General features: G+C 54.8%; 16 protein-coding genes. 13 read left to right on the top strand and 3 right to left on the bottom strand.

Features of this window, described 5'->3' with window-relative positions; genetic code table 11:
* Positions 1 to 44: 44 nt before the first annotated feature.
* The gene (ackA, locus tag HF679_RS01115; RefSeq protein ID WP_123755239.1) at positions 45 to 1,247 is read right to left on the bottom strand and encodes an acetate kinase; all 1,203 of its coding nucleotides are present in this window, start codon (positions 1,245 to 1,247) and stop codon (positions 45 to 47) included.
* Positions 1,248 to 1,582: 335 nt separating this feature from the next.
* Between ackA and yfbV the strand changes: the two genes are divergently transcribed.
* From yfbV to HF679_RS01135, 4 genes are all read left to right on the top strand, one after another.
* Complete coding sequence (gene yfbV / locus HF679_RS01120; protein ID WP_123755238.1) at positions 1,583 to 2,038, top strand: terminus macrodomain insulation protein YfbV; 456 nt, start codon at positions 1,583 to 1,585, stop codon at positions 2,036 to 2,038.
* Between the two features lie 86 nt (positions 2,039 to 2,124).
* Positions 2,125 to 2,619 carry a YfbU family protein gene (locus HF679_RS01125; RefSeq protein ID WP_123755237.1) on the top strand — a complete coding sequence of 165 codons (495 nt, stop codon included), beginning with the start codon at positions 2,125 to 2,127 and terminating at the stop codon, positions 2,617 to 2,619.
* Positions 2,619 to 3,290: a sugar phosphatase gene (locus tag HF679_RS01130; RefSeq protein WP_154144199.1), complete on the top strand. Its 672-nt coding sequence runs from the start codon at positions 2,619 to 2,621 to the stop codon at positions 3,288 to 3,290. The genes HF679_RS01125 and HF679_RS01130 overlap by 1 nt, the downstream gene beginning before the upstream one ends.
* A 76-nt stretch (positions 3,291 to 3,366) precedes the next feature.
* Positions 3,367 to 5,199, top strand: coding sequence for an SLC13 family permease (locus HF679_RS01135; RefSeq protein ID WP_123755236.1), 1,833 nt, complete (start codon positions 3,367 to 3,369; stop codon positions 5,197 to 5,199).
* 49 nt (positions 5,200 to 5,248) lie between these two features.
* Here HF679_RS01135 and yfbR read toward each other — a convergent pair whose 3' ends face one another.
* Both yfbR and alaA read right to left on the bottom strand, forming a co-directional pair.
* Positions 5,249 to 5,848, bottom strand: coding sequence for a 5'-deoxynucleotidase (gene yfbR / locus HF679_RS01140; RefSeq protein ID WP_123755235.1), 600 nt, complete (start codon positions 5,846 to 5,848; stop codon positions 5,249 to 5,251).
* Between the two features lie 86 nt (positions 5,849 to 5,934).
* Positions 5,935 to 7,152 carry an alanine transaminase AlaA gene (gene alaA / locus HF679_RS01145; RefSeq protein ID WP_123755234.1) on the bottom strand — a complete coding sequence of 406 codons (1,218 nt, stop codon included), beginning with the start codon at positions 7,150 to 7,152 and terminating at the stop codon, positions 5,935 to 5,937.
* Between the two features lie 883 nt (positions 7,153 to 8,035).
* Between alaA and HF679_RS01150 the strand changes: the two genes are divergently transcribed.
* The 9 genes from HF679_RS01150 (at position 8,036) to nuoI (ending at position 18,823) form a co-directional block, all read left to right on the top strand.
* Complete coding sequence (locus tag HF679_RS01150) at positions 8,036 to 8,962, top strand: LysR family transcriptional regulator (RefSeq protein WP_123755233.1); 927 nt, start codon at positions 8,036 to 8,038, stop codon at positions 8,960 to 8,962.
* A 649-nt stretch (positions 8,963 to 9,611) separates the two neighbouring features.
* The gene (gene nuoA, locus HF679_RS01155; protein WP_123755232.1) at positions 9,612 to 10,058 is read left to right on the top strand and encodes an NADH-quinone oxidoreductase subunit NuoA; all 447 of its coding nucleotides are present in this window, start codon (positions 9,612 to 9,614) and stop codon (positions 10,056 to 10,058) included.
* A gap of 15 nt (positions 10,059 to 10,073) precedes the next feature.
* On the top strand, positions 10,074 to 10,748 hold the full coding sequence (gene nuoB, locus HF679_RS01160) for an NADH-quinone oxidoreductase subunit NuoB (protein WP_002913178.1): 675 nt from the start codon (positions 10,074 to 10,076) through the stop codon (positions 10,746 to 10,748).
* An 89-nt stretch (positions 10,749 to 10,837) separates the two neighbouring features.
* Complete coding sequence (gene nuoC / locus HF679_RS01165; RefSeq protein WP_123755231.1) at positions 10,838 to 12,646, top strand: NADH-quinone oxidoreductase subunit C/D; 1,809 nt, start codon at positions 10,838 to 10,840, stop codon at positions 12,644 to 12,646.
* Positions 12,647 to 12,648: 2 nt separating this feature from the next.
* A complete protein-coding gene (gene nuoE, locus HF679_RS01170) occupies positions 12,649 to 13,149 on the top strand; it encodes an NADH-quinone oxidoreductase subunit NuoE (RefSeq protein ID WP_004865099.1) in 501 nt (166 codons plus the stop codon).
* Entirely contained in the window at positions 13,146 to 14,483 is a 1,338-nt protein-coding gene (gene nuoF, locus HF679_RS01175) for an NADH-quinone oxidoreductase subunit NuoF (RefSeq protein WP_123755230.1), read from the top strand. The genes nuoE and nuoF overlap by 4 nt, the downstream gene beginning before the upstream one ends.
* An 82-nt stretch (positions 14,484 to 14,565) precedes the next feature.
* Positions 14,566 to 17,292, top strand: coding sequence for an NADH-quinone oxidoreductase subunit NuoG (gene nuoG / locus HF679_RS01180; RefSeq protein ID WP_187042514.1), 2,727 nt, complete (start codon positions 14,566 to 14,568; stop codon positions 17,290 to 17,292).
* Entirely contained in the window at positions 17,289 to 18,266 is a 978-nt protein-coding gene (gene nuoH / locus HF679_RS01185) for an NADH-quinone oxidoreductase subunit NuoH (protein WP_004865093.1), read from the top strand. The genes nuoG and nuoH overlap by 4 nt, the downstream gene beginning before the upstream one ends.
* Positions 18,267 to 18,280: 14 nt before the next feature.
* On the top strand, positions 18,281 to 18,823 hold the full coding sequence (nuoI, locus tag HF679_RS01190; protein WP_015365590.1) for an NADH-quinone oxidoreductase subunit NuoI: 543 nt from the start codon (positions 18,281 to 18,283) through the stop codon (positions 18,821 to 18,823).
* Positions 18,824 to 18,832 lie beyond the last annotated feature (9 nt).

An 18,832-nucleotide genomic window follows, 5' to 3' on the forward strand; every position in this document is an offset into this window, starting at 1 on the left:
TCCTGCAACTCGAATTATTTAGGGTTATAGCTGGCGGTGTGGAATCAGGCGGTCAGACGGTTGGCGTCTTGCGCGATGACCAGCTCTTCGTTGGTCGGAATGACGACAGCAGGGCGGGTGCCTTCTTTGTTGATGAAGCCAGACTTGCCGAAACGAGCGGCCAGGTTGCGTTCATGATCAACTTCGAAGCCCAGTACGCCCAGTTTGCCCAGAGACAGTTCGCGAACCATCGCCGCGTTTTCACCGATACCGCCGGTGAAGACAACAGCGTCCAGACGACCGTCCATCAGTGCAGTGTAGGAACCGATGTATTTGGCCAGACGATGGCAGTAAACGTCCATGGCACGTTTAGCATCGGCTTTTTCCTGGTAGTTATCTTCAACATAACGGCAGTCGCTGGTGACTTCGGTCAGGCCCAGCAGGCCAGACTCTTTGGTCAGCATTTTGTTGATCGCGTCTACGCTCATGCCAAGGGTGTCATGCAGATGGAAAATGATAGCCGGGTCGATATCGCCAGAGCGGGTACCCATCACCAGACCTTCCAGCGGGGTCAGACCCATAGAAGTATCTACGCATTTACCGTTACGGATGGCAGAAACAGAACCACCGTTGCCCAGATGGCAGGTGATGATGTTCAGTTCTTCAACCGGCTTGTTCAGGACTTTTGCTGCTTCCTGAGTCACGTAGAAGTGGCTGGTGCCGTGTGCGCCGTAACGACGTACGCCGTGCTCTTTATACAGGCTGTACGGCAGGGCATAGAGGTAAGATTCTTCCGGCATGGTCTGATGGAACGCGGTGTCGAACACGGCAACGTTCTTGTCTTTCAGATTCGGGAAGGATTTCAGTGCTTCTGCAATACCGATCAGGTGCGCCGGGTTGTGCAGCGGTGCGAAAGAGGCAGCGTCTTTGATGCCCTGAATAACGGTTTCATCGATAACGACGGAGCTGGTGTATTTTTCACCGCCGTGGACGATACGGTGACCGATCGCAGTCAGCTGAGCAGACAGTTCTGGTTTTTGTGCCAGAATAGTGTTAACGATGAAGTTCAGCGCTTCACTGTGAGCGGCGCCAGCGCCTAATTCAGCTTCTTGTTTGCTGCCATCCATTTTCCATTTGATACGGGCTTCTGGAAGGTGGAAACATTCAGCTAAACCGGAAAGATATTCGTCACCGTTTAAAGCATCAATGATAGCGAATTTCAGTGAGGAGCTACCGCAGTTCAGAACCAGTACTAACTTACTCGACATGGAAGTACCTTTTATGATACGTGGCTAAAAAAACGTCAGTGTGTCACAAAGCGTAGCGCAGGATGACAACGACATTTATGATTAACATCATGCCTTATTCTGTTTTCGGCAAGATGGGAGCAGTACATTTGATTTTATGTCATTTTGCATAATTTTCAGCCAATGGCAGAATATGCGATAATTTGACTAACCTGGTAAAAGGGTCTAACCGCCCCTCAGGTGCGCACAGAATACCTGATTGCCGCATCCTTTGCCAAAATCTTTTGAACGTTGTCATGCACAGTTGGTGTTTTACGTAATTTTTTTAAGTTTTATATGTAAAGTTGAGGTAAGCCATGTCCAGTCCCGAGAATCGCCCTGTGAGTTTTTTTGGCTTGTTCCGCCATGGGCAGCACTATGCAAAGACCTGGCCCCTGGATAAACGCCTTGCCCCGGTGTTTATTGAAAACCGTATTATTCGCGCCACCCGCTACGCGATTCGCATTATGCCGCCGGTCGCGGTCTTCACGCTGTGCTGGCAAATTGCGCTCGGTGGTCAGCTGGGTCCGGCCGTCGCCACCGCTCTGTTTGCCCTGAGCCTGCCGATGCAGGGATTATGGTGGCTGGGGAAACGCTCGGTCACGCCGCTTCCGCCGACGGTGCTGAACTGGTTTTATGAAGTACGCGGTAAATTGCAGGAGGCGGGGCAGGCGCTGGCGCCGGTCGACGGCAAGCCCGATTATCAGGCTTTAGCTGACACGCTTAAGCGCGCATTCAAACAATTAGATAAAACTTTCCTTGATGATTTGTAATTCCATCATGAAAACGCATATAAAAGAAGGCGCATGATTAATGCGCCTTCTTTTTTCACGCCGTAAAGTGCCACAGGAGTCAAAACATGGAAATGACCAATGCGCAGCGTCTGATTTTATCTAATCAGTACAAGATGATGACGATGCTCGACCCGGATAACGCCGAACGTTACCGCCGTCTACAGACTATCATTGAGCGTGGATACGGATTACAAATGCGCGAACTGGACCGCGAGTTTGGCCAACTGACGGAAGAAACCTGCCGTACCATCATTGATATCATGGAGATGTATCATGCGCTGCATGTCTCCTGGACGAACCTGAAGGACGCCAGTGAAATTGATGAACGCCGGGTCACTTTCCTGGGGTTCGACGTGGCAACCGAAGCGCGTTTCCTCGGCTATGTCCGCTTTATCGTTAACGTTGAAGGGCGCTACAGCCACTTCGACGCCGGAACCCACGGGTTCAACTCGCAAACGCCGATGTGGGATAAGTACCAGCGGATGCTCAACACCTGGCACGCCTGCCCGCGTCAGTATCATTTAAGCAGCAACGAGATTAATCAAATTATTAATGCCTGATGGAGGTTTCCGTGCAGTGTAAAGGTTTCCTGTTTGATCTTGACGGGACGTTAGTGAATTCGTTACCGGTGGTCGAACGCTCGTGGTGTAAATGGGCGGATCGTTTTGACATCCCGCACGATGAGGTCCTGAACTTCATTCATGGCAAGCAGGCGATAACCTCTTTACGCCATTTCTTACCCGGACGTAGCGATGAGGAGTTACAGGCGGAGTTCCTGTGGCTTGAAGCGCTGGAAGCGTCGGATATCGATGGCATCACGGCACTGCCGGGGGCGGTTGCGCTGTTGACGACGCTCGATGAGGCCGGGATCCCGTGGGCGATTGTGACCTCAGGATCGGTGCCGGTTGCCCATGCCCGCCATCGCGCGGGCGGTCTGCCGGAGGCCAAAATCTTCGTCACCGCTGAACGGGTTAAACACGGTAAACCGGCTCCCGATGCCTATTTACTCGGGGCTGAACTGTTAGGCCTGGCGCCGCAGGATTGCGTGGTGGTGGAAGACGCCCCCGCCGGACTGCTTTCCGGGCTGGCCGCCGGGTGCCGGACTGTCGCGGTGAATGTGCCGGCCGGTTCGCCGCGTCTGGACGAAGCCGATTTTGTCCTGACCAGCCTTGAAAGTCTGGTGGTTGAGCGCCAGCAGGACGGTCAGGTGAATCTCAGTCTTAAACGCTAATCTCATGATGTAGCCCCGCACCGGTGGGGCTTTTTTATGCCAGACTTTCCCCTCTATCATCTGACAAGGATAAGTTGTGAACGGTGAATTGATTTGGGTGTTATCGCTTCTTGCCGTAGCAATCGTGCTCTTTGCCACCGGAAAAGTGCGCATGGATGCTATCGCGTTGTTAGTGATTATCGCGTTTGTCCTCAGCGATACGCTCACGCTCAGCGAGGCTTTTTCGGGTTTCAGCGATCCTAACGTTATCCTCATCGCGGCGTTATTTATTATCGGCGATGGGCTGGTGCGTACCGGGGTTGCTACCAAAATGGGGTCATGGCTGGTGAAGGTTGCCGGCAACAGTGAAACCAAAATGCTGGTCTTCTTAATGCTGACCGTGGCCGGCCTGGGGGCGTTCATGAGCTCCACCGGCGTGGTCGCTATCTTTATTCCGGTGGTGCTGAGCGTCTCCATGCGCATGAATACGTCGCCATCACGTCTGATGATGCCGCTCAGCTTCGCCGGCCTTATCAGCGGGATGATGACCCTGGTCGCCACACCGCCGAACCTGGTGGTCAACAGCGAGTTGTTACGTGAAGGGCTGCAGGGATTCAGCTTTTTCAGCGTCACGCCGATTGGTCTGGTGGTGCTGGTGCTGGGCGTCATTTACATGCTGGCGGTCCGGTTTATGCTGCGGGGCGAAGAAGGGGAAACGACCCGCGACGGGCGCCCGAGAAGTACTTTTCGCGACTTAATCAAAGAGTACCGTTTGACCGGCAGGGCCCGGCGTCTGGCTATTCGTCCGGGTTCACCGATGATCGGCCAGCGCCTGGATGACCTTAAGCTGCGCGAACGGTACTGCGCCAACGTCATTGGCGTGGAGCGCTGGCGGCGCTTTCGCCGGGTGATCGTCAATGTTAACGGGGTTTCTGAGTTTCGCGCCCGCGACGTGTTGCTGATCGACATGTCAGCGTCGGACGTCGATTTGCGCCAGTTCTGCGGCGAGCAGATGCTTGAACCGATGGTGCTGCGCGGCGAGTATTTCTCCGACCAGGCGCTGGATGTCGGTATGGCTGAAGTTTCGCTGATCCCTGACTCGGAGTTGATTGGCAAAACGGTGCGTGAAATCAGCTTTCGCACCCGTTTTGGCCTCAATATCGTCGGGCTGAAGCGCGATGGCAAAGCCCTCGATGGGGCGGTGGTTGATGAGCCTTTGCAGCTGGGCGACATTGTGCTGGTGGTGGGAAACTGGCGCCAGATTGGCCTGCTGGCGAAACGCGGTCGCGACTTTGTGGTATTGAATATGCCGGTTGAGGTGAACGACGCGTCGCCGGCGCATAGCCAGGCTCCGCACGCGATTTTCTGCCTGGTGTTGATGGTCGCGCTGATGCTGACCGACGAAATTCCCAACCCGATTGCGGCGATCATTGCCTGTTTATTGATGGGCAAATTCCGCTGTATTAACGCTGAGAGCGCGTACAAAGCGATTCACTGGCCCAGCATTATTCTGATTGTCGGGATGATGCCGTTTGCGCTGGCGTTGCAGAAAACCGGCGGCGTGGATCTGGTGGTGAAAGGTCTGATGGATGTTGCCGGTAGCAAAGGGCCTTATCTGATGCTCGGCTGCCTGTTTGTGATGTGCGCGGCAATTGGCCTGTTTATCTCTAACACCGCCACGGCGGTACTGATGGCGCCCATTGCGCTGGCAGCGGCCAGGTCGATGGAGGTGTCACCGTATCCGTTTGCCATGGTGGTGGCAATGGCGGCGTCAGCGGCGTTTATGACGCCGGTGTCGTCACCGGTGAACACGCTGGTGCTTGGGCCGGGTAAGTACTCATTCAGCGATTTCGTGAAAATCGGCGTGCCGTTCACGGTGCTGGTGATGGTGGTGTGCGTGCTGCTGATCCCGGTGCTGTTCCCGTTCTGATCCCTTGGTAAGCGTTCCCCGGTCCGGCGTTTGCCGACCGGGGAAACCGTCACAGCGGTGAATCCTGGCTGATTTCATCCAGCGACAGCTGGAAGCTTGGGACAAACACCTGCATAAAGTAGTCCATCTCCTGGCTTCGGCGTGACTCAAGCGTTTTTTCAAGCCGGCCCTTCGCCAGTAAAAATTCATTGTTACCGGCTGAAAGCTCCTCCAGACATTTCAGGTAAGCACAGAGGGCGTCGGCCTGTTTGACGATGGATTTCTCATCTTCGCTGTAGTGATGTTCATCAATCAACGGCTCAAAAATGTCGCGCAGTTCGTCAGGGACCATATCGATCAGCTTTTGCTGGGCGATCTTTTCGATGGCTTTATATTCCTGGGCAATCTGCGAGTTGAAATATTTCACCGGGGTCGGGAGATCGCCGGTTAACACTTCCGATGCATCATGGTACATCGCGAGCAGCGCAATTCGCTCGGCGTTGACCTGACCGCCAAACTTGCGGTTTTTTATTGCTGCCAGCGCGTGTGCCACCATCGCCACCTGCAGACTGTGCTCGGAGACGTTTTCGGTGCGTACATTACGCATCAGTGGCCAGCGGTTGATTAGCTTCAGGCGGGAGAGGTGGGCAAAGAAATGACTCTGACTCATAGGAACCCTTAATCAGTGACAACATCGGGTGCTATTGTGCGCAGGGATTGCCGCCGGATGCAAATACCGGCGGCGGGGACAGAGTATCAGAGCTGATGATAGCCGGAGAGGAAGCGGCCAAAGCGTGAGATCGCCATTTCCAGATCGTCTTCGCGCGGAAGAGTAACGATACGCACGTGATCCGGCCACGGCCAGTTGAAGGCGGTACCCTGAACCAGCAGAACTTTCTCCTGCAGCAGGAAGTCGAGCACCATTTTCTGGTCATCGTGGATATTAAAGCGCTTGGCGTCTATTTTGGGGAACATGTACAGCGCGCCTTTCGGTTTGACGCAGGAGACGCCAGGGATCTCGTTGATCAACTCCCAGGCGCGGTTGCGCTGCTCAAACAGACGGCCGCCAGGCACGATGAATTCGCTGATGCTCTGGTAGCCGCCGAGGGCGGTTTGAATGGCGTGCTGCGCCGGCACGTTGGCACACAGACGCATGGATGCCAGCATCTCCAGCCCTTCAATATAGCCTTTGGCGTGTTTCTTCGGCCCGTTCAGAACCATCCAGCCCTGGCGGAAACCGGCCACGCGGTAGGTTTTAGACAGACCATTAAAGGTCACGGTCAGCAGGTCAGGGGCGAGCGCGGCGATCGAATGGTGCTGCGCTTCGTCATACAGAATTTTGTCGTAGATTTCATCCGCGAAAATGATCAGGTTGTGTTCGCGGGCAAGCTCGACGATCTCCATCAGCAGCTCTTTTGAGTAGACTGCGCCGGTCGGGTTATTCGGGTTGATGATCACGATGCCGCGCGTGCGCGGGGTGATTTTGGCGCGAATATCGTCAAGATCCGGGAACCAGTCGGCGGATTCATCGCACAGATAGTGCACCGCTTTGCCGCTGGAGAGTGAAACCGCGGCAGTCCACAGCGGATAATCCGGGGCCGGAACCAGCATTTCGTCGCCGCTGTTTAGCAGCGCCTGCATGGCCTGGACAATCAGCTCCGAGACGCCGTTGCCAATATAAATATCTTCGACCGTCACATCGCGCATACCGCGGGCTTGATAGTGCTGCATGATGGCTTTGCGCGCAGAGTACAGGCCTTTTGAATCACAGTAGCCCTGGGCGGTCGGGAGGTTGCGAATAACGTCAACAAGGATCTCGTCAGGGGCGTCAAAGCCGAACGGAGCCGGGTTGCCGATGTTCAGTTTCAGGACTTTATTGCCTTCTTCTTCAAGGCGTTTTGCCTCTTTCAGAACCGGGCCGCGGATGTCGTAACAGACGTTATCTAACTTGCTGGATTTTTCGATAGGGGACATGAACCTTTGACCTTTTAGCTGTTATCGCCACTCCCTGCCGTGGAAGTCAGCACGGAACAATGTACTCTTCATCCCCGATGTTTTGAAGGGTTAGCAGGAGAAGATTTTGCCGTTATGATTTTTTTGGAGTAATCAATTTGCCTGCCTGATGGCGATGTTTTTTATAGAATCTGCCTTTGGATGGTAAAATCGTGGTCAAATATTGTGTGAGTCTGCCGTTGTCTTGAACGTTTGTATGGTTTGAATCGGTGGCGAAGCGCCATCGTGGTTATTTTGTTCCCGACAGGCAACGGGGCAGGCGAAATGGTGTATAACTGTTTAAGTGTGCTGACTGTAGCGCTAATGTTAAAATTATTTAATGAGAATATTTAACAAACTAAAAAACTTTTATTTTTTACGCAAGTCAGGCCTCTGTTTTTGTTAATTTAATTAAAGAGCTGAAAAAAATTTAAAATTGGCTTTAATAATAATGATTAGATCTTATCAATAATTCAGTTTTCGGTTAGGATACGACCGTTAATATCGAACAAGGACCTGATATTTGCTCAGGTTGTTATTAATATATTGTTATTGCAGGTTTTTGTTTGTTTTTGCGCTCGCTGCCAGAGGCGGTGATTTGTGCTCTGAGCCAATTACTGCGCTTGATGATGTTTTTTTTGAATAACGTCACAGATATCTGTTCAGGGCAATAAAGCGTAGAAGTACGAATAATTTATTACTCAGAGGTTTCGCGCACTTGTCGCGAACGAGTACTTTCAAATGCAATAACATTCTTCCAGTTGCCATTCATTTTTTGGCTGGCACAAGGCTCAAGGAATAGCCGGAAACCTGGAGCACAGCATCAACGAGGCAGGTTAGCATTCGCGACCTGTGAGTGAAAAATATGATAAATGCAAATCGTCCGATACTGAATCTTGATCTTGATCTGTTGAGAACATTCGTTGCCGTTGCCGATCTCAGTACCTTTGCCGCTGCGGCGGCCGCAGTATGCCGTACCCAGTCTGCCGTCAGCCAACAAATGCAGCGTCTGGAGCAACTGGTTGGCAAAGAGCTCTTTGCCCGTCACGGGCGCAATAAGTTGCTGACCGAGCAGGGCATTCAGCTGCTGGGCTACGCACGAAAAATTCTGCGCTTCAATGATGAAGCCTGTATGTCGCTGATGTTCAGTGGTCTGCAGGGAGTCTTAACCATCGGGGCTTCTGATGAAACGGCAGATACGATTTTGCCGTTCTTATTAAGCCGGATCGGTGGGTTTTACCCCAAGCTGACGCTGGAAATCAAAGTTCTGAATCACCCGGACGTGGTCGGAATGCTGGCGAGCGGCGAGATTGATCTCGCCTTGACGACCCACCAGAGTGACAACGTCGATACGCTGATGCTGCGCACTTCGCCTACGCTATGGTACTGCGCGGCGGATTATGTGCTGCCTCACGAGGCTTCGGTTCCGCTGGTCCTGCTCGAAGAGCCGGGTCCGTTCCGTACCGATATCATTGCCGCGCTGAATGCTGCCGGCACGCCGTGGCATCTGGCGCACTCGGCGACGACGCTGACCGGCGTGAGAGCGGCGGTTAAAGCCGGTCTGGGCGTTACGGCCCGGCCTGTTGAAATGATGAGCCCGGAATTACGTGTGGTTGGTAAAAACGAAGGACTCCCAGGATTACCGGACACGCAGTATGTGCTGAGCTGTCATCCACAGCAGGCGAGCGAGTCGGCGCAGGCCATCTTCCAGTCGCTGAGCCAGGATTATAATCCCTGGTCATCTGAGGCCGTGTTTACCCCTGAAGGGGGAGACAGTACCTTCGTTTCCTGAACGGAATAAGTCGCTCAGATCACAAAAAGCTGGTAACAAATTGTAAGTGTGAAAAAAGCGCCACTAAGGTTTAAATTCACCGCGGTGGCTCTTTTTTTCCTTATTTTACAGTCGTTTTCAGCGTTTTGTTACTTTATTATTTTATTTATCAGTCTGTTACGTTTAATGGCGTACTAACTTCGCTACTTTTCCCTGCACTTTCAATACTTCATGCTAATGTTAAAAAACCGACAGGTTTGTTGCTGTTTTATGGATTTAATTAACAAAACCGTGTCGCAGATCAAGAAAATACCCCTCCTTAGGGGGAGGAATCGAGGCTGAATCCTGTCAAAATAGATGGGTATTTTGATTTACAACAGAAACGGACACGATTCAACAACACTAAATCCGGTTTGTATGCAAGGTTATTTCGCATAAAAGGGCATTTAATGTTAATGAAAAAAAGCTAATGTAAATTAATGTTGTTAAAACTTTTGTTGAAGTTGACAAAAGGTTAAAGAAAGGGGTAAAAAGCCACCGCATACAGCCTTCTACGCTAAGTAGGGACGCTTTTTTGCAAGGTTATTTTTTTATTCCTCCCGTGAAACGCTGTGGCGTTCATCTGCCAGTAAGAGCAGAGGGTTAAGCGCTACACTTTTTTGGTTAAGCAATGCGTATGTCAACATCCACTGAAGTCATCGCTCATCATTGGGCATTCGCTATATTTCTCATCATTGCCATCGGCCTGTGCTGCCTGATGCTGATCGGGGGCTGGTACCTCGGCGGTCGCGCGCGCGCGCGGAGCAAGAACACGCCGTTTGAATCGGGGATCGACTCCGTTGGTTCGGCTCGCTTACGTCTTTCTGCGAAGTTTTATCTGGTTGCCATGTTCTTCGTTATCTTCGACGTGGAAGCCCTGTATCTCTACGCATGGTCGACATCTATTCGCGAGAGCGGGTGGGTCGGCTTTGTGGAAGCCGCAATTTTCATTTTAGTGCTACTGGCAGGTCTGGTTTACCTCGTTCGTATCGGCGCACTGGACTGGACGCCTGCGCGTTCCCGTCGCACGCTGGTTAACTCAGAAACAGACAGTCCCACTAACCGTCATATGCAGTAAAAGCGAGGCAATAAGATGGATTATACGCTCACCCGCATAGATCCTAACGGTGAGAACGACCGTTACCCCCTGCAGAAACAGGAGATCGTCACCGACCCCCTGGAGCAAGAAGTCAACAAAAGCGTGTATATGGGCAAGCTCGAACACGCGCTACACGACATGGTGAACTGGGGCCGTAAGAACTCAATCTGGCCTTACAACTTTGGCCTGTCATGTTGCTACGTTGAAATGGTGACGTCATTCACTGCGGTGCATGACGTTGCGCGTTTTGGCGCCGAGGTACTGCGTGCTTCCCCGCGTCAGGCTGACCTGATGGTCGTTGCCGGTACCTGCTTCACCAAAATGGCGCCGGTTATTCAGCGTCTTTACGATCAGATGCTGGAGCCGAAGTGGGTTATCTCCATGGGCGCATGTGCTAACTCTGGCGGGATGTACGATATTTATTCTGTCGTCCAGGGCGTGGACAAGTTTATCCCGGTTGATGTTTACATCCCGGGCTGTCCGCCGCGTCCGGAAGCTTATATGCAGGCGCTGATGCTGCTGCAGGAGTCCATTGGTAAAGAACGTCGTCCGCTCTCGTGGGTGGTTGGCGATCAGGGCGTGTATCGCGCCAACATGCAGTCGGAACGCGAGCGTAAACGTGGTGAACGCATTGCAGTGACCAATCTGCGGACGCCGGACGAGATTTAACTTGCGCCTGCGGGCGGTGGAACAACACTTCGCAAATCAATCTACAACAGCGCGAAGTCCCGCCCGGCAGTCACCACGGACCTTTTGCAATGGTGAACAATATGACCGATTTACATGCGCATGATGCCGCACCCGCCTGGCAAACCCGCGATCACCTCGATGACCCGGTGATCGGCGAACTGCGCAATCGTTTTGGGCCGGATGCCTTTACCGTTCAGCCAACCCGCACCGGCGTTCCGGTGGTCTGGGTTAAGCGTGAACAGCTGCTGGAGGTGGGTGATTTCCTGAAGAAATTGCCGAAGCCTTACGTCATGCTGTTTGACTTACATGGCATGGACGAGCGTCTGCGCACCCACCGTGACGGGTTACCCGCCGCGGACTTTTCCGTTTTCTATCACCTGATCTCCATTGAACGTAATCGCGACATCATGCTCAAGGTAGCATTGTCCGAAAACGATCTGCGCGTGCCGACCTTTACCAAACTGTTCCCGAACGCCAACTGGTATGAGCGTGAAACCTGGGAAATGTTTGGCATTGATATCGAAGGCCACCCACACCTGACGCGCATCATGATGCCGCCAACCTGGGAAGGGCATCCGCTGCGTAAAGACTACCCGGCGCGCGCCACCGAATTCGACCCGTTTGAGCTGACCAAGGCCAAGCAGGATCTGGAAATGGAAGCGCTGACCTTCAAACCGGAAGAGTGGGGCATGAAGCGCGGGACCGAAAACGAGGACTTTATGTTCCTTAACCTCGGCCCGAACCACCCGTCCGCGCACGGTGCGTTCCGTATCGTTCTGCAGCTTGATGGTGAAGAGATCGTCGACTGCGTACCGGACATCGGCTACCACCACCGTGGTGCTGAAAAGATGGGCGAACGCCAGTCCTGGCACAGCTACATTCCGTATACCGACCGTATCGAATACCTCGGCGGCTGCGTCAATGAGATGCCTTACGTACTGGCGGTAGAGAAGCTGGCCGGGATCACCGTGCCGGATCGCGTGAACGTCATTCGTGTCATGCTCTCCGAACTGTTCCGTATCAACAGTCACCTGCTGTACATCTCGACCTTTATTCAGGACGTCGGTGCGATGACCCCGGTGTTCTTTGCCTTTACCGACCGTCAGAAGATCTACGATCTGGTGGAAGCGATTACCGGCTTCCGTATGCACCCGGCGTGGTTCCGTATCGGTGGTGTGGCGCACGATCTGCCGCGTGGCTGGGATCGCCTGCTGCGTGAATTCCTTGAGTGGATGCCAAAACGTCTGGACTCTTACGAGAAAGCCGCGCTGCGTAACAGCATTCTGATCGGCCGTTCGAAAGGGGTTGCCGCCTATAACGCCAAAGAAGCGCTGGAGTGGGGTACCACCGGTGCGGGCCTGCGTGCGACCGGGATTGCCTTCGACGTGCGTAAATGGCGTCCATATTCTGGCTATGAAAACTTTGACTTTGAAGTCCCGACCGGTGGCGGTATTTCCGACTGCTATACCCGCGTGATGCTGAAAGTTGAAGAGCTGCGCCAGAGCCTGCGTATTCTTCAGCAGTGTCTCGATAACATGCCGGAAGGCCCGTTCAAAGCGGATCATCCGCTGACGACGCCGCCGCCGAAAGAGCGCACGCTGCAGCATATCGAAACCCTGATCACGCACTTCCTGCAGGTTTCCTGGGGCCCGGTCATGCCGGCCAACGAATCCTTCCAGATGATTGAAGCGACGAAGGGTATTAACAGTTACTACCTGACCAGCGACGGCAGCACCATGAGCTATCGTACCCGTATCCGTACGCCGAGCTATGCGCACCTGCAGCAGATCCCGGCGGCTATTCGCGGTAGCCTGGTATCCGACCTGATCGTCTATCTGGGTAGTATCGATTTTGTTATGTCAGACGTGGACCGCTAATTATGCACGAGAATCAACAACCACAAACCGAGGCTTTTGAGCTGAGTGCGGCAGAGCGTGAGGCCATTGAGCACGAGAAGCACCACTACGAAGACCCGCGTGCGGCGTCCATTGAAGCGCTGAAGATCGTTCAGAAGCAGCGTGGCTGGGTGCCGGATGGCGCGATCTATGCGATCGCTGACGTACTGGGCATCCCGGCTAGTGACGTCGAAGGCGTCGCCACCTTCTACAGCCAGATCTTCCGCCAACCGGTTGGTCGCCACGTGATCCGCTATTGCGACAGCGTGGTGTGCCATATCACCGGCTTCCAGGGGATCCAGTCCGCTATCGAGAAAAAGCTCGACATCAAACCGGGTCAAACCACCTTTGATGGCCGCTTTACTCTGCTGCCGACCTGCTGCCTGGGCAACTGCGACAAGGGGCCGACGATGATGATTGATGAGGATACTCACAGTTATCTGACGCCGGAGGCGATTCCTGACCTGTTGGAGCAGTATAAATGAAGACAGTGATCCGAACTGCCGAAACGCATCCGCTGACCTGGCGCCTGCGCGATGATAAACAGCCGGTGTGGCTGGATGAATATCAGAGCAAAAATGGCTACGCCGGCGCTCGTAAAGCGCTGCTGGGCCTGGCACCGGATGAGATCGTCAATCAGGTAAAAGACGCCGGTCTGAAAGGACGCGGCGGCGCAGGCTTTTCCACCGGTCTTAAGTGGAGCCTGATGCCGAAAGACGAGTCCATGAACATCCGTTACCTGCTGTGTAACGCCGATGAAATGGAGCCGGGCACCTATAAAGACCGCCTGCTGATGGAGCAGCTGCCGCACCTGCTGGTGGAAGGCATGCTGATTTCCGCGTTTGCGCTGAAAGCGTACCGCGGCTACATCTTCCTGCGCGGCGAATACATTGAAGCCGCTCAACACCTGCGCCGGGCAATTGCCGAAGCGACCGAAGCCGGTCTGCTTGGCAAAAACATCCTCGGTACCGGTTTTGATTTCGAACTGTTTGTCCACACCGGGGCAGGGCGTTACATCTGTGGTGAAGAGACCGCGCTGATTAACTCCCTCGAAGGTCGTCGCGCCAACCCGCGCTCCAAGCCGCCGTTCCCGGCGAGCTCCGGCGTGTGGGGGAAACCGACCTGCGTCAACAACGTCGAAACCCTGTGCAACGTCCCGGCGATTCTGGCCAACGGCGTTGAGTGGTACCAGAACATTTCAACCAGCAAAGATGCCGGAACCAAACTGATGGGCTTCTCTGGCCGGGTGAAAAATCCGGGCGTATGGGAGCTGCCGTTTGGTACCACCGCGCGTGAAATCCTCGAAGATTACGCTGGCGGCATGCGTGATGGCCTGAAATTTAAGGCCTGGCAGCCGGGCGGGGCGGGGACCGACTTCCTGACCGAAGCGCATCTTGATCTGCCGATGGAATTCGAAAGTATTGGTAAAGCGGGGAGCCGTTTGGGTACCGCACTGGCGATGGCCGTCGACCACGAGATTGGCATGGTTCCGCTGGTACGTAACCTGGAAGAGTTTTTCGCCCGCGAGTCCTGCGGCTGGTGTACGCCATGCCGTGACGGTCTGCCGTGGAGCGTGAAAATTCTGCGCGCGCTGGAACGCGGAGAAGGCCAGCCGGGGGATATCGAGACACTTGAGCAACTGTGTCGATTCCTGGGGCCGGGGAAAACCTTCTGTGCGCATGCGCCAGGTGCGGTCGAACCGCTGCAGAGCGCCATTAAATATTTCCGCGACGAATTCGAAGCAGGCATTAAGCAGCAGTTCAGCAATACCCATGCTATCAACGGGATTCAGCCGAACCTGCTTAAGACGCGCTGGTGATTCCCACACACTTATTCAGCCTGCGGTAAGACGGCAACTGAATGAGGCAGTGGTAACGATTTTTTAATTTGGAAGCATGCTAATGGCTACGATTCATGTAGATGGCAAAGAATACGAGGTCAACGGAGCGGACAACCTGCTAGAGGCTTGTCTCTCTCTTGGGCTTGATATTCCCTACTTTTGCTGGCATCCGGCGCTCGGTAGCGTCGGTGCTTGCCGCCAGTGTGCGGTGAAGCAATATCAAAACGCGGAAGACACGCGTGGTCGCCTGGTGATGTCCTGTATGACGCCGGCATCCGACGGGACCTTTATTTCTATTGACGATGGCGAAGCGAAGCAGTTCCGCGAGAGCGTGGTCGAGTGGTTGATGACCAACCACCCGCACGACTGCCCGGTCTGCGAAGAGGGCGGCAACTGCCACCTGCAGGATATGACCGTGATGACCGGTCACAGCTTCCGCCGCTACCGTTTCACCAAGCGTACCCACCGCAACCAGGACCTGGGGCCGTTCATCTCTCACGAAATGAACCGCTGCATCGCCTGCTATCGCTGCGTGCGTTACTACAAAGATTATGCCGACGGCACCGATCTGGGCGTGTATGGCGCGCATGACAACGTCTACTTTGGTCGCCCGGAAGATGGCGTGCTGGAAAGCGAATTCTCCGGCAACCTGGTAGAAGTCTGCCCGACCGGCGTATTCACCGATAAAACGCACTCCGAGCGCTATAACCGTAAATGGGATATGCAGTTTGCCCCGAGCATCTGCCAGCAGTGTTCCATCGGCTGTAACATCAGCCCGGGCGAGCGTTATGGCGAACTGCGTCGTATCGAAAACCGTTACAACGGTACCGTAAACCGCTACTTCCTCTGCGACCGCGGTCGTTTCGGCTATGGCTATGTGAACCTGAAAGACCGTCCGCGTCAGCCGGTTCAGCGCCGTGGCGACGATCTGATTACCCTCAACGCCGAACAGGCGATGCAGGGCGCTGCGGATATTCTGCGTCAGTCGAAAAAAGTGATCGGTATCGGCTCTCCACGCGCCAGCATCGAAAGCAACTTCGCGCTGCGTGAGCTGGTGGGTGAAGACAACTTCTATACCGGCATCGCCAAAGCAGAGCAGGAACGTCTGCAGATGATGCTGAAAGTGCTGCGTGACGGCGGGATTCATACCCCGGCGCTGCGCGAAATCGAATCCTACGATGCGGTTCTGGTGCTGGGCGAAGATATTACCCAGACAGGCGCCCGCATCGCGCTGGCCGTGCGTCAGGCGGTGAAAGGCAAAGCACGTGAAATGGCGGCGGCCCAGAAAGTGGCTGACTGGCAGATCGCGGCGATCCTCAACATCGGTCAACGTGCGAAACACCCGCTGTTTGTCACCAATATTGATGACACCCGTCTCGACGATGTCGCCGCGTGGACCTACCGCGCGCCGGTAGAAGACCAGGCTCGCCTGGGCTTTGCCATCGCCCATGCGCTGGATGATTCCGCGCCGGCAGTGGACGGACTGAGCAGCGACCTGAAAGGCAAAATCGACGTTATCGTCCAGGCGCTGGCCGGGGCGAAGAAACCGCTGATTGTCTCCGGGACCAACGCCGGCAGCATCGAAATCATTCAGGCCGCCGCTAACGTGGCGAAAGCGCTGAAAGGTCGCGGCATTGACGTCGGTGTCACCATGGTGGCCCGCGCGGTCAACAGCGTCGGTCTGGGCATGATTGGCGGCGGTTCTCTGGAAGCGGCGCTGAGCGAACTGGAAACCGGTGCGGCCGATGCCGTGGTGGTGCTGGAAAACGATCTGCACCGTCATGCTTCCGCTGCGCGCGTAGATGCTGCCCTGGCGAAAGCGCCGCTGGTGATGGTTATCGACCATCAGCGTACCGAGATTATGGACAAAGCCCACCTGGTACTGTCCGCCGCGAGCTTTGCCGAAAGCGATGGCACGGTGGTGAACAACGAAGGCCGCGCACAGCGTTTCTTCCAGGTTTATGACCCGGCTTACTACGACGCTAATACCGTGATGCTGGAAAGCTGGCGCTGGCTGCACTCCCTGCACAGCACCGTCGACAACCGTCAGGTTGACTGGACCCAGCTGGATCATGTCATTGATGCTGCCGTGGCGAAACTGCCGCAGCTGGCGGGGATTAAAGATGCTGCGCCGGATGCCACCTTCCGCATTCGTGGGCAGAAGCTGGCCCGTGAACCGCATCGTTACAGTGGTCGTACGGCAATGCGCGCCAATATCAGCGTGCACGAGCCGCGTCAGCCGCAAGATAAAGACACCATGTTTGCCTTCTCGATGGAAGGGAACAACCAGCCGTCCGCGCCGCGTTCGCAAATTCCGTTTGCCTGGGCGCCGGGCTGGAACTCCCCGCAGGCGTGGAACAAGTTCCAGGATGAAGTGGGCGGGAAACTGCGTCACGGCGATCCGGGCGTGCGTCTGATTGAAGCGTCTGCCAGTGGTCTTGAGTACTTCACCGCGGTGCCGGCCGGCTTCCAGGCGGAAGAAGGGAAATGGCGTATTGCGCCTTACTACCATCTGTTTGGCAGCGATGAGCTGTCGCAGCGTTCTCCGATCTTCCAGAGCCGCATGCCGCAGCCGTACATCAAGCTCAACCCGGCAGATGCCGCTAAGCTTGGCGTTAACGATGGCGCGATGCTCTCCTTTAGCGTTGAAGGCCAGGCGCTGAGCCTGCCGCTGATCGTCTCGGCAGGTCTGACTGCCGGGCAGGTTGGCTTGCCGATGGGCATGCCGGGCATTGCACCGGTACTGACCGGCGTTCGTATTGACACACTGCAGGAGGCGAAAGCATGAGTTGGTTAACACCGGATCTCATCGACATTCTGTTAAGCATCCTGAAAGCCGTTGTCATTCTGCTGGTGGTGGTGACCTGCGGCGCGTTCATGAGCTTTGGCGAACGTCGTCTGCTGGGCCTGTTCCAGAACCGCTACGGACCGAACCGTGTCGGCTGGGGCGGCTCGCTGCAGCTGGTCGCCGACATGATCAAGATGTTCTTTAAAGAGGACTGGGTTCCGCGCTTTACGGACCGCGTCATCTTTACCCTGGCGCCGGTTATCGCCTTCACGTCATTACTGCTGGCCTTTGCTATCGTGCCGGTCAGCCCGACGTGGGTGGTTGCCGACCTGAACATCGGCATCCTGTTCTTCCTGATGATGGCAGGCCTTGCGGTGTACGCGGTGCTGTTCGCCGGCTGGTCGAGTAACAACAAATACTCGCTGCTGGGGGCGATGCGTGCTTCTGCGCAGACCCTGAGCTACGAAGTGTTCCTCGGTCTGTCGCTGATGGGCGTGGTGGCGCAGGCGGGCTCGTTCAACATGAGCGATATCGTCAACAACCAGGCGCATCTGTGGAACGTCATTCCGCAGTTCTTTGGTTTTGTCACCTTTGCCATCGCGGGCGTTGCGGTCTGTCACCGTCACCCGTTTGACCAACCGGAAGCCGAGCAGGAACTGGCCGATGGTTACCACATTGAATATTCCGGTATGAAGTTCGGTCTGTTCTTCGTGGGTGAATACATCGGGATTGTCACCGTGTCAGCGCTGATCGTGACGCTGTTCTTCGGCGGCTGGAATGGCCCATGGTTACCTCCGTTCATCTGGTTCGCGCTGAAAACCGCGTTCTTCATGATGATGTTCATTTTGATCCGCGCATCATTACCGCGTCCACGTTATGACCAGGTAATGTCCTTTGGCTGGAAGGTATGCCTGCCGTTAACGCTGATCAACTTGTTGGTAACGGCGGCTGTCATTCTCTGGCAGGCGCAATAAGGGGTGAATTGACCATGACCTTAAAAGAATTATTGGTGGGGTTCGGCACCCAGGTCCGCAGTATCTGCATGATCGGGATGCACGCCTTCGCCAAACGTGAAACACAGATGTATCCGGAAGAGCCGGTATATCTGCCGCCGCGCTACCGTGGCCGTATCGTGCTGACGCGCGACCCGGACGGTGAAGAGCGCTGCGTTGCCTGTAACCTGTGTGCGGTAGCGTGTCCGGTAGGCTGTATCTCTTTGCAGAAAGCAGAGACCAAAGATGGCCGCTGGTACCCGGAATTTTTCCGCATCAACTTCTCACGCTGTATTTTCTGCGGCCTGTGTGAAGAAGCGTGCCCAACCACGGCGATTCAGTTGACCCCGGACTTCGAACTGGGCGAATACAAGCGTCAGGATCTGGTGTACGAAAAAGAGGATCTGCTGATTTCCGGTCCGGGCAAATACCCGGAATATAACTTCTACCGGATGGCGGGTATGGCAATCGACGGCAAAGATAAGGGCGAAGCAGAGAACGAAGCTAAGCCTATCGACGTCAAGAGCCTGTTACCGTAAGGAGAGGGC

The organism is Enterobacter sp. JUb54 (assembly GCF_014298075.1).
Lineage (GTDB): Bacteria > Pseudomonadota > Gammaproteobacteria > Enterobacterales > Enterobacteriaceae > Klebsiella > Klebsiella lignicola.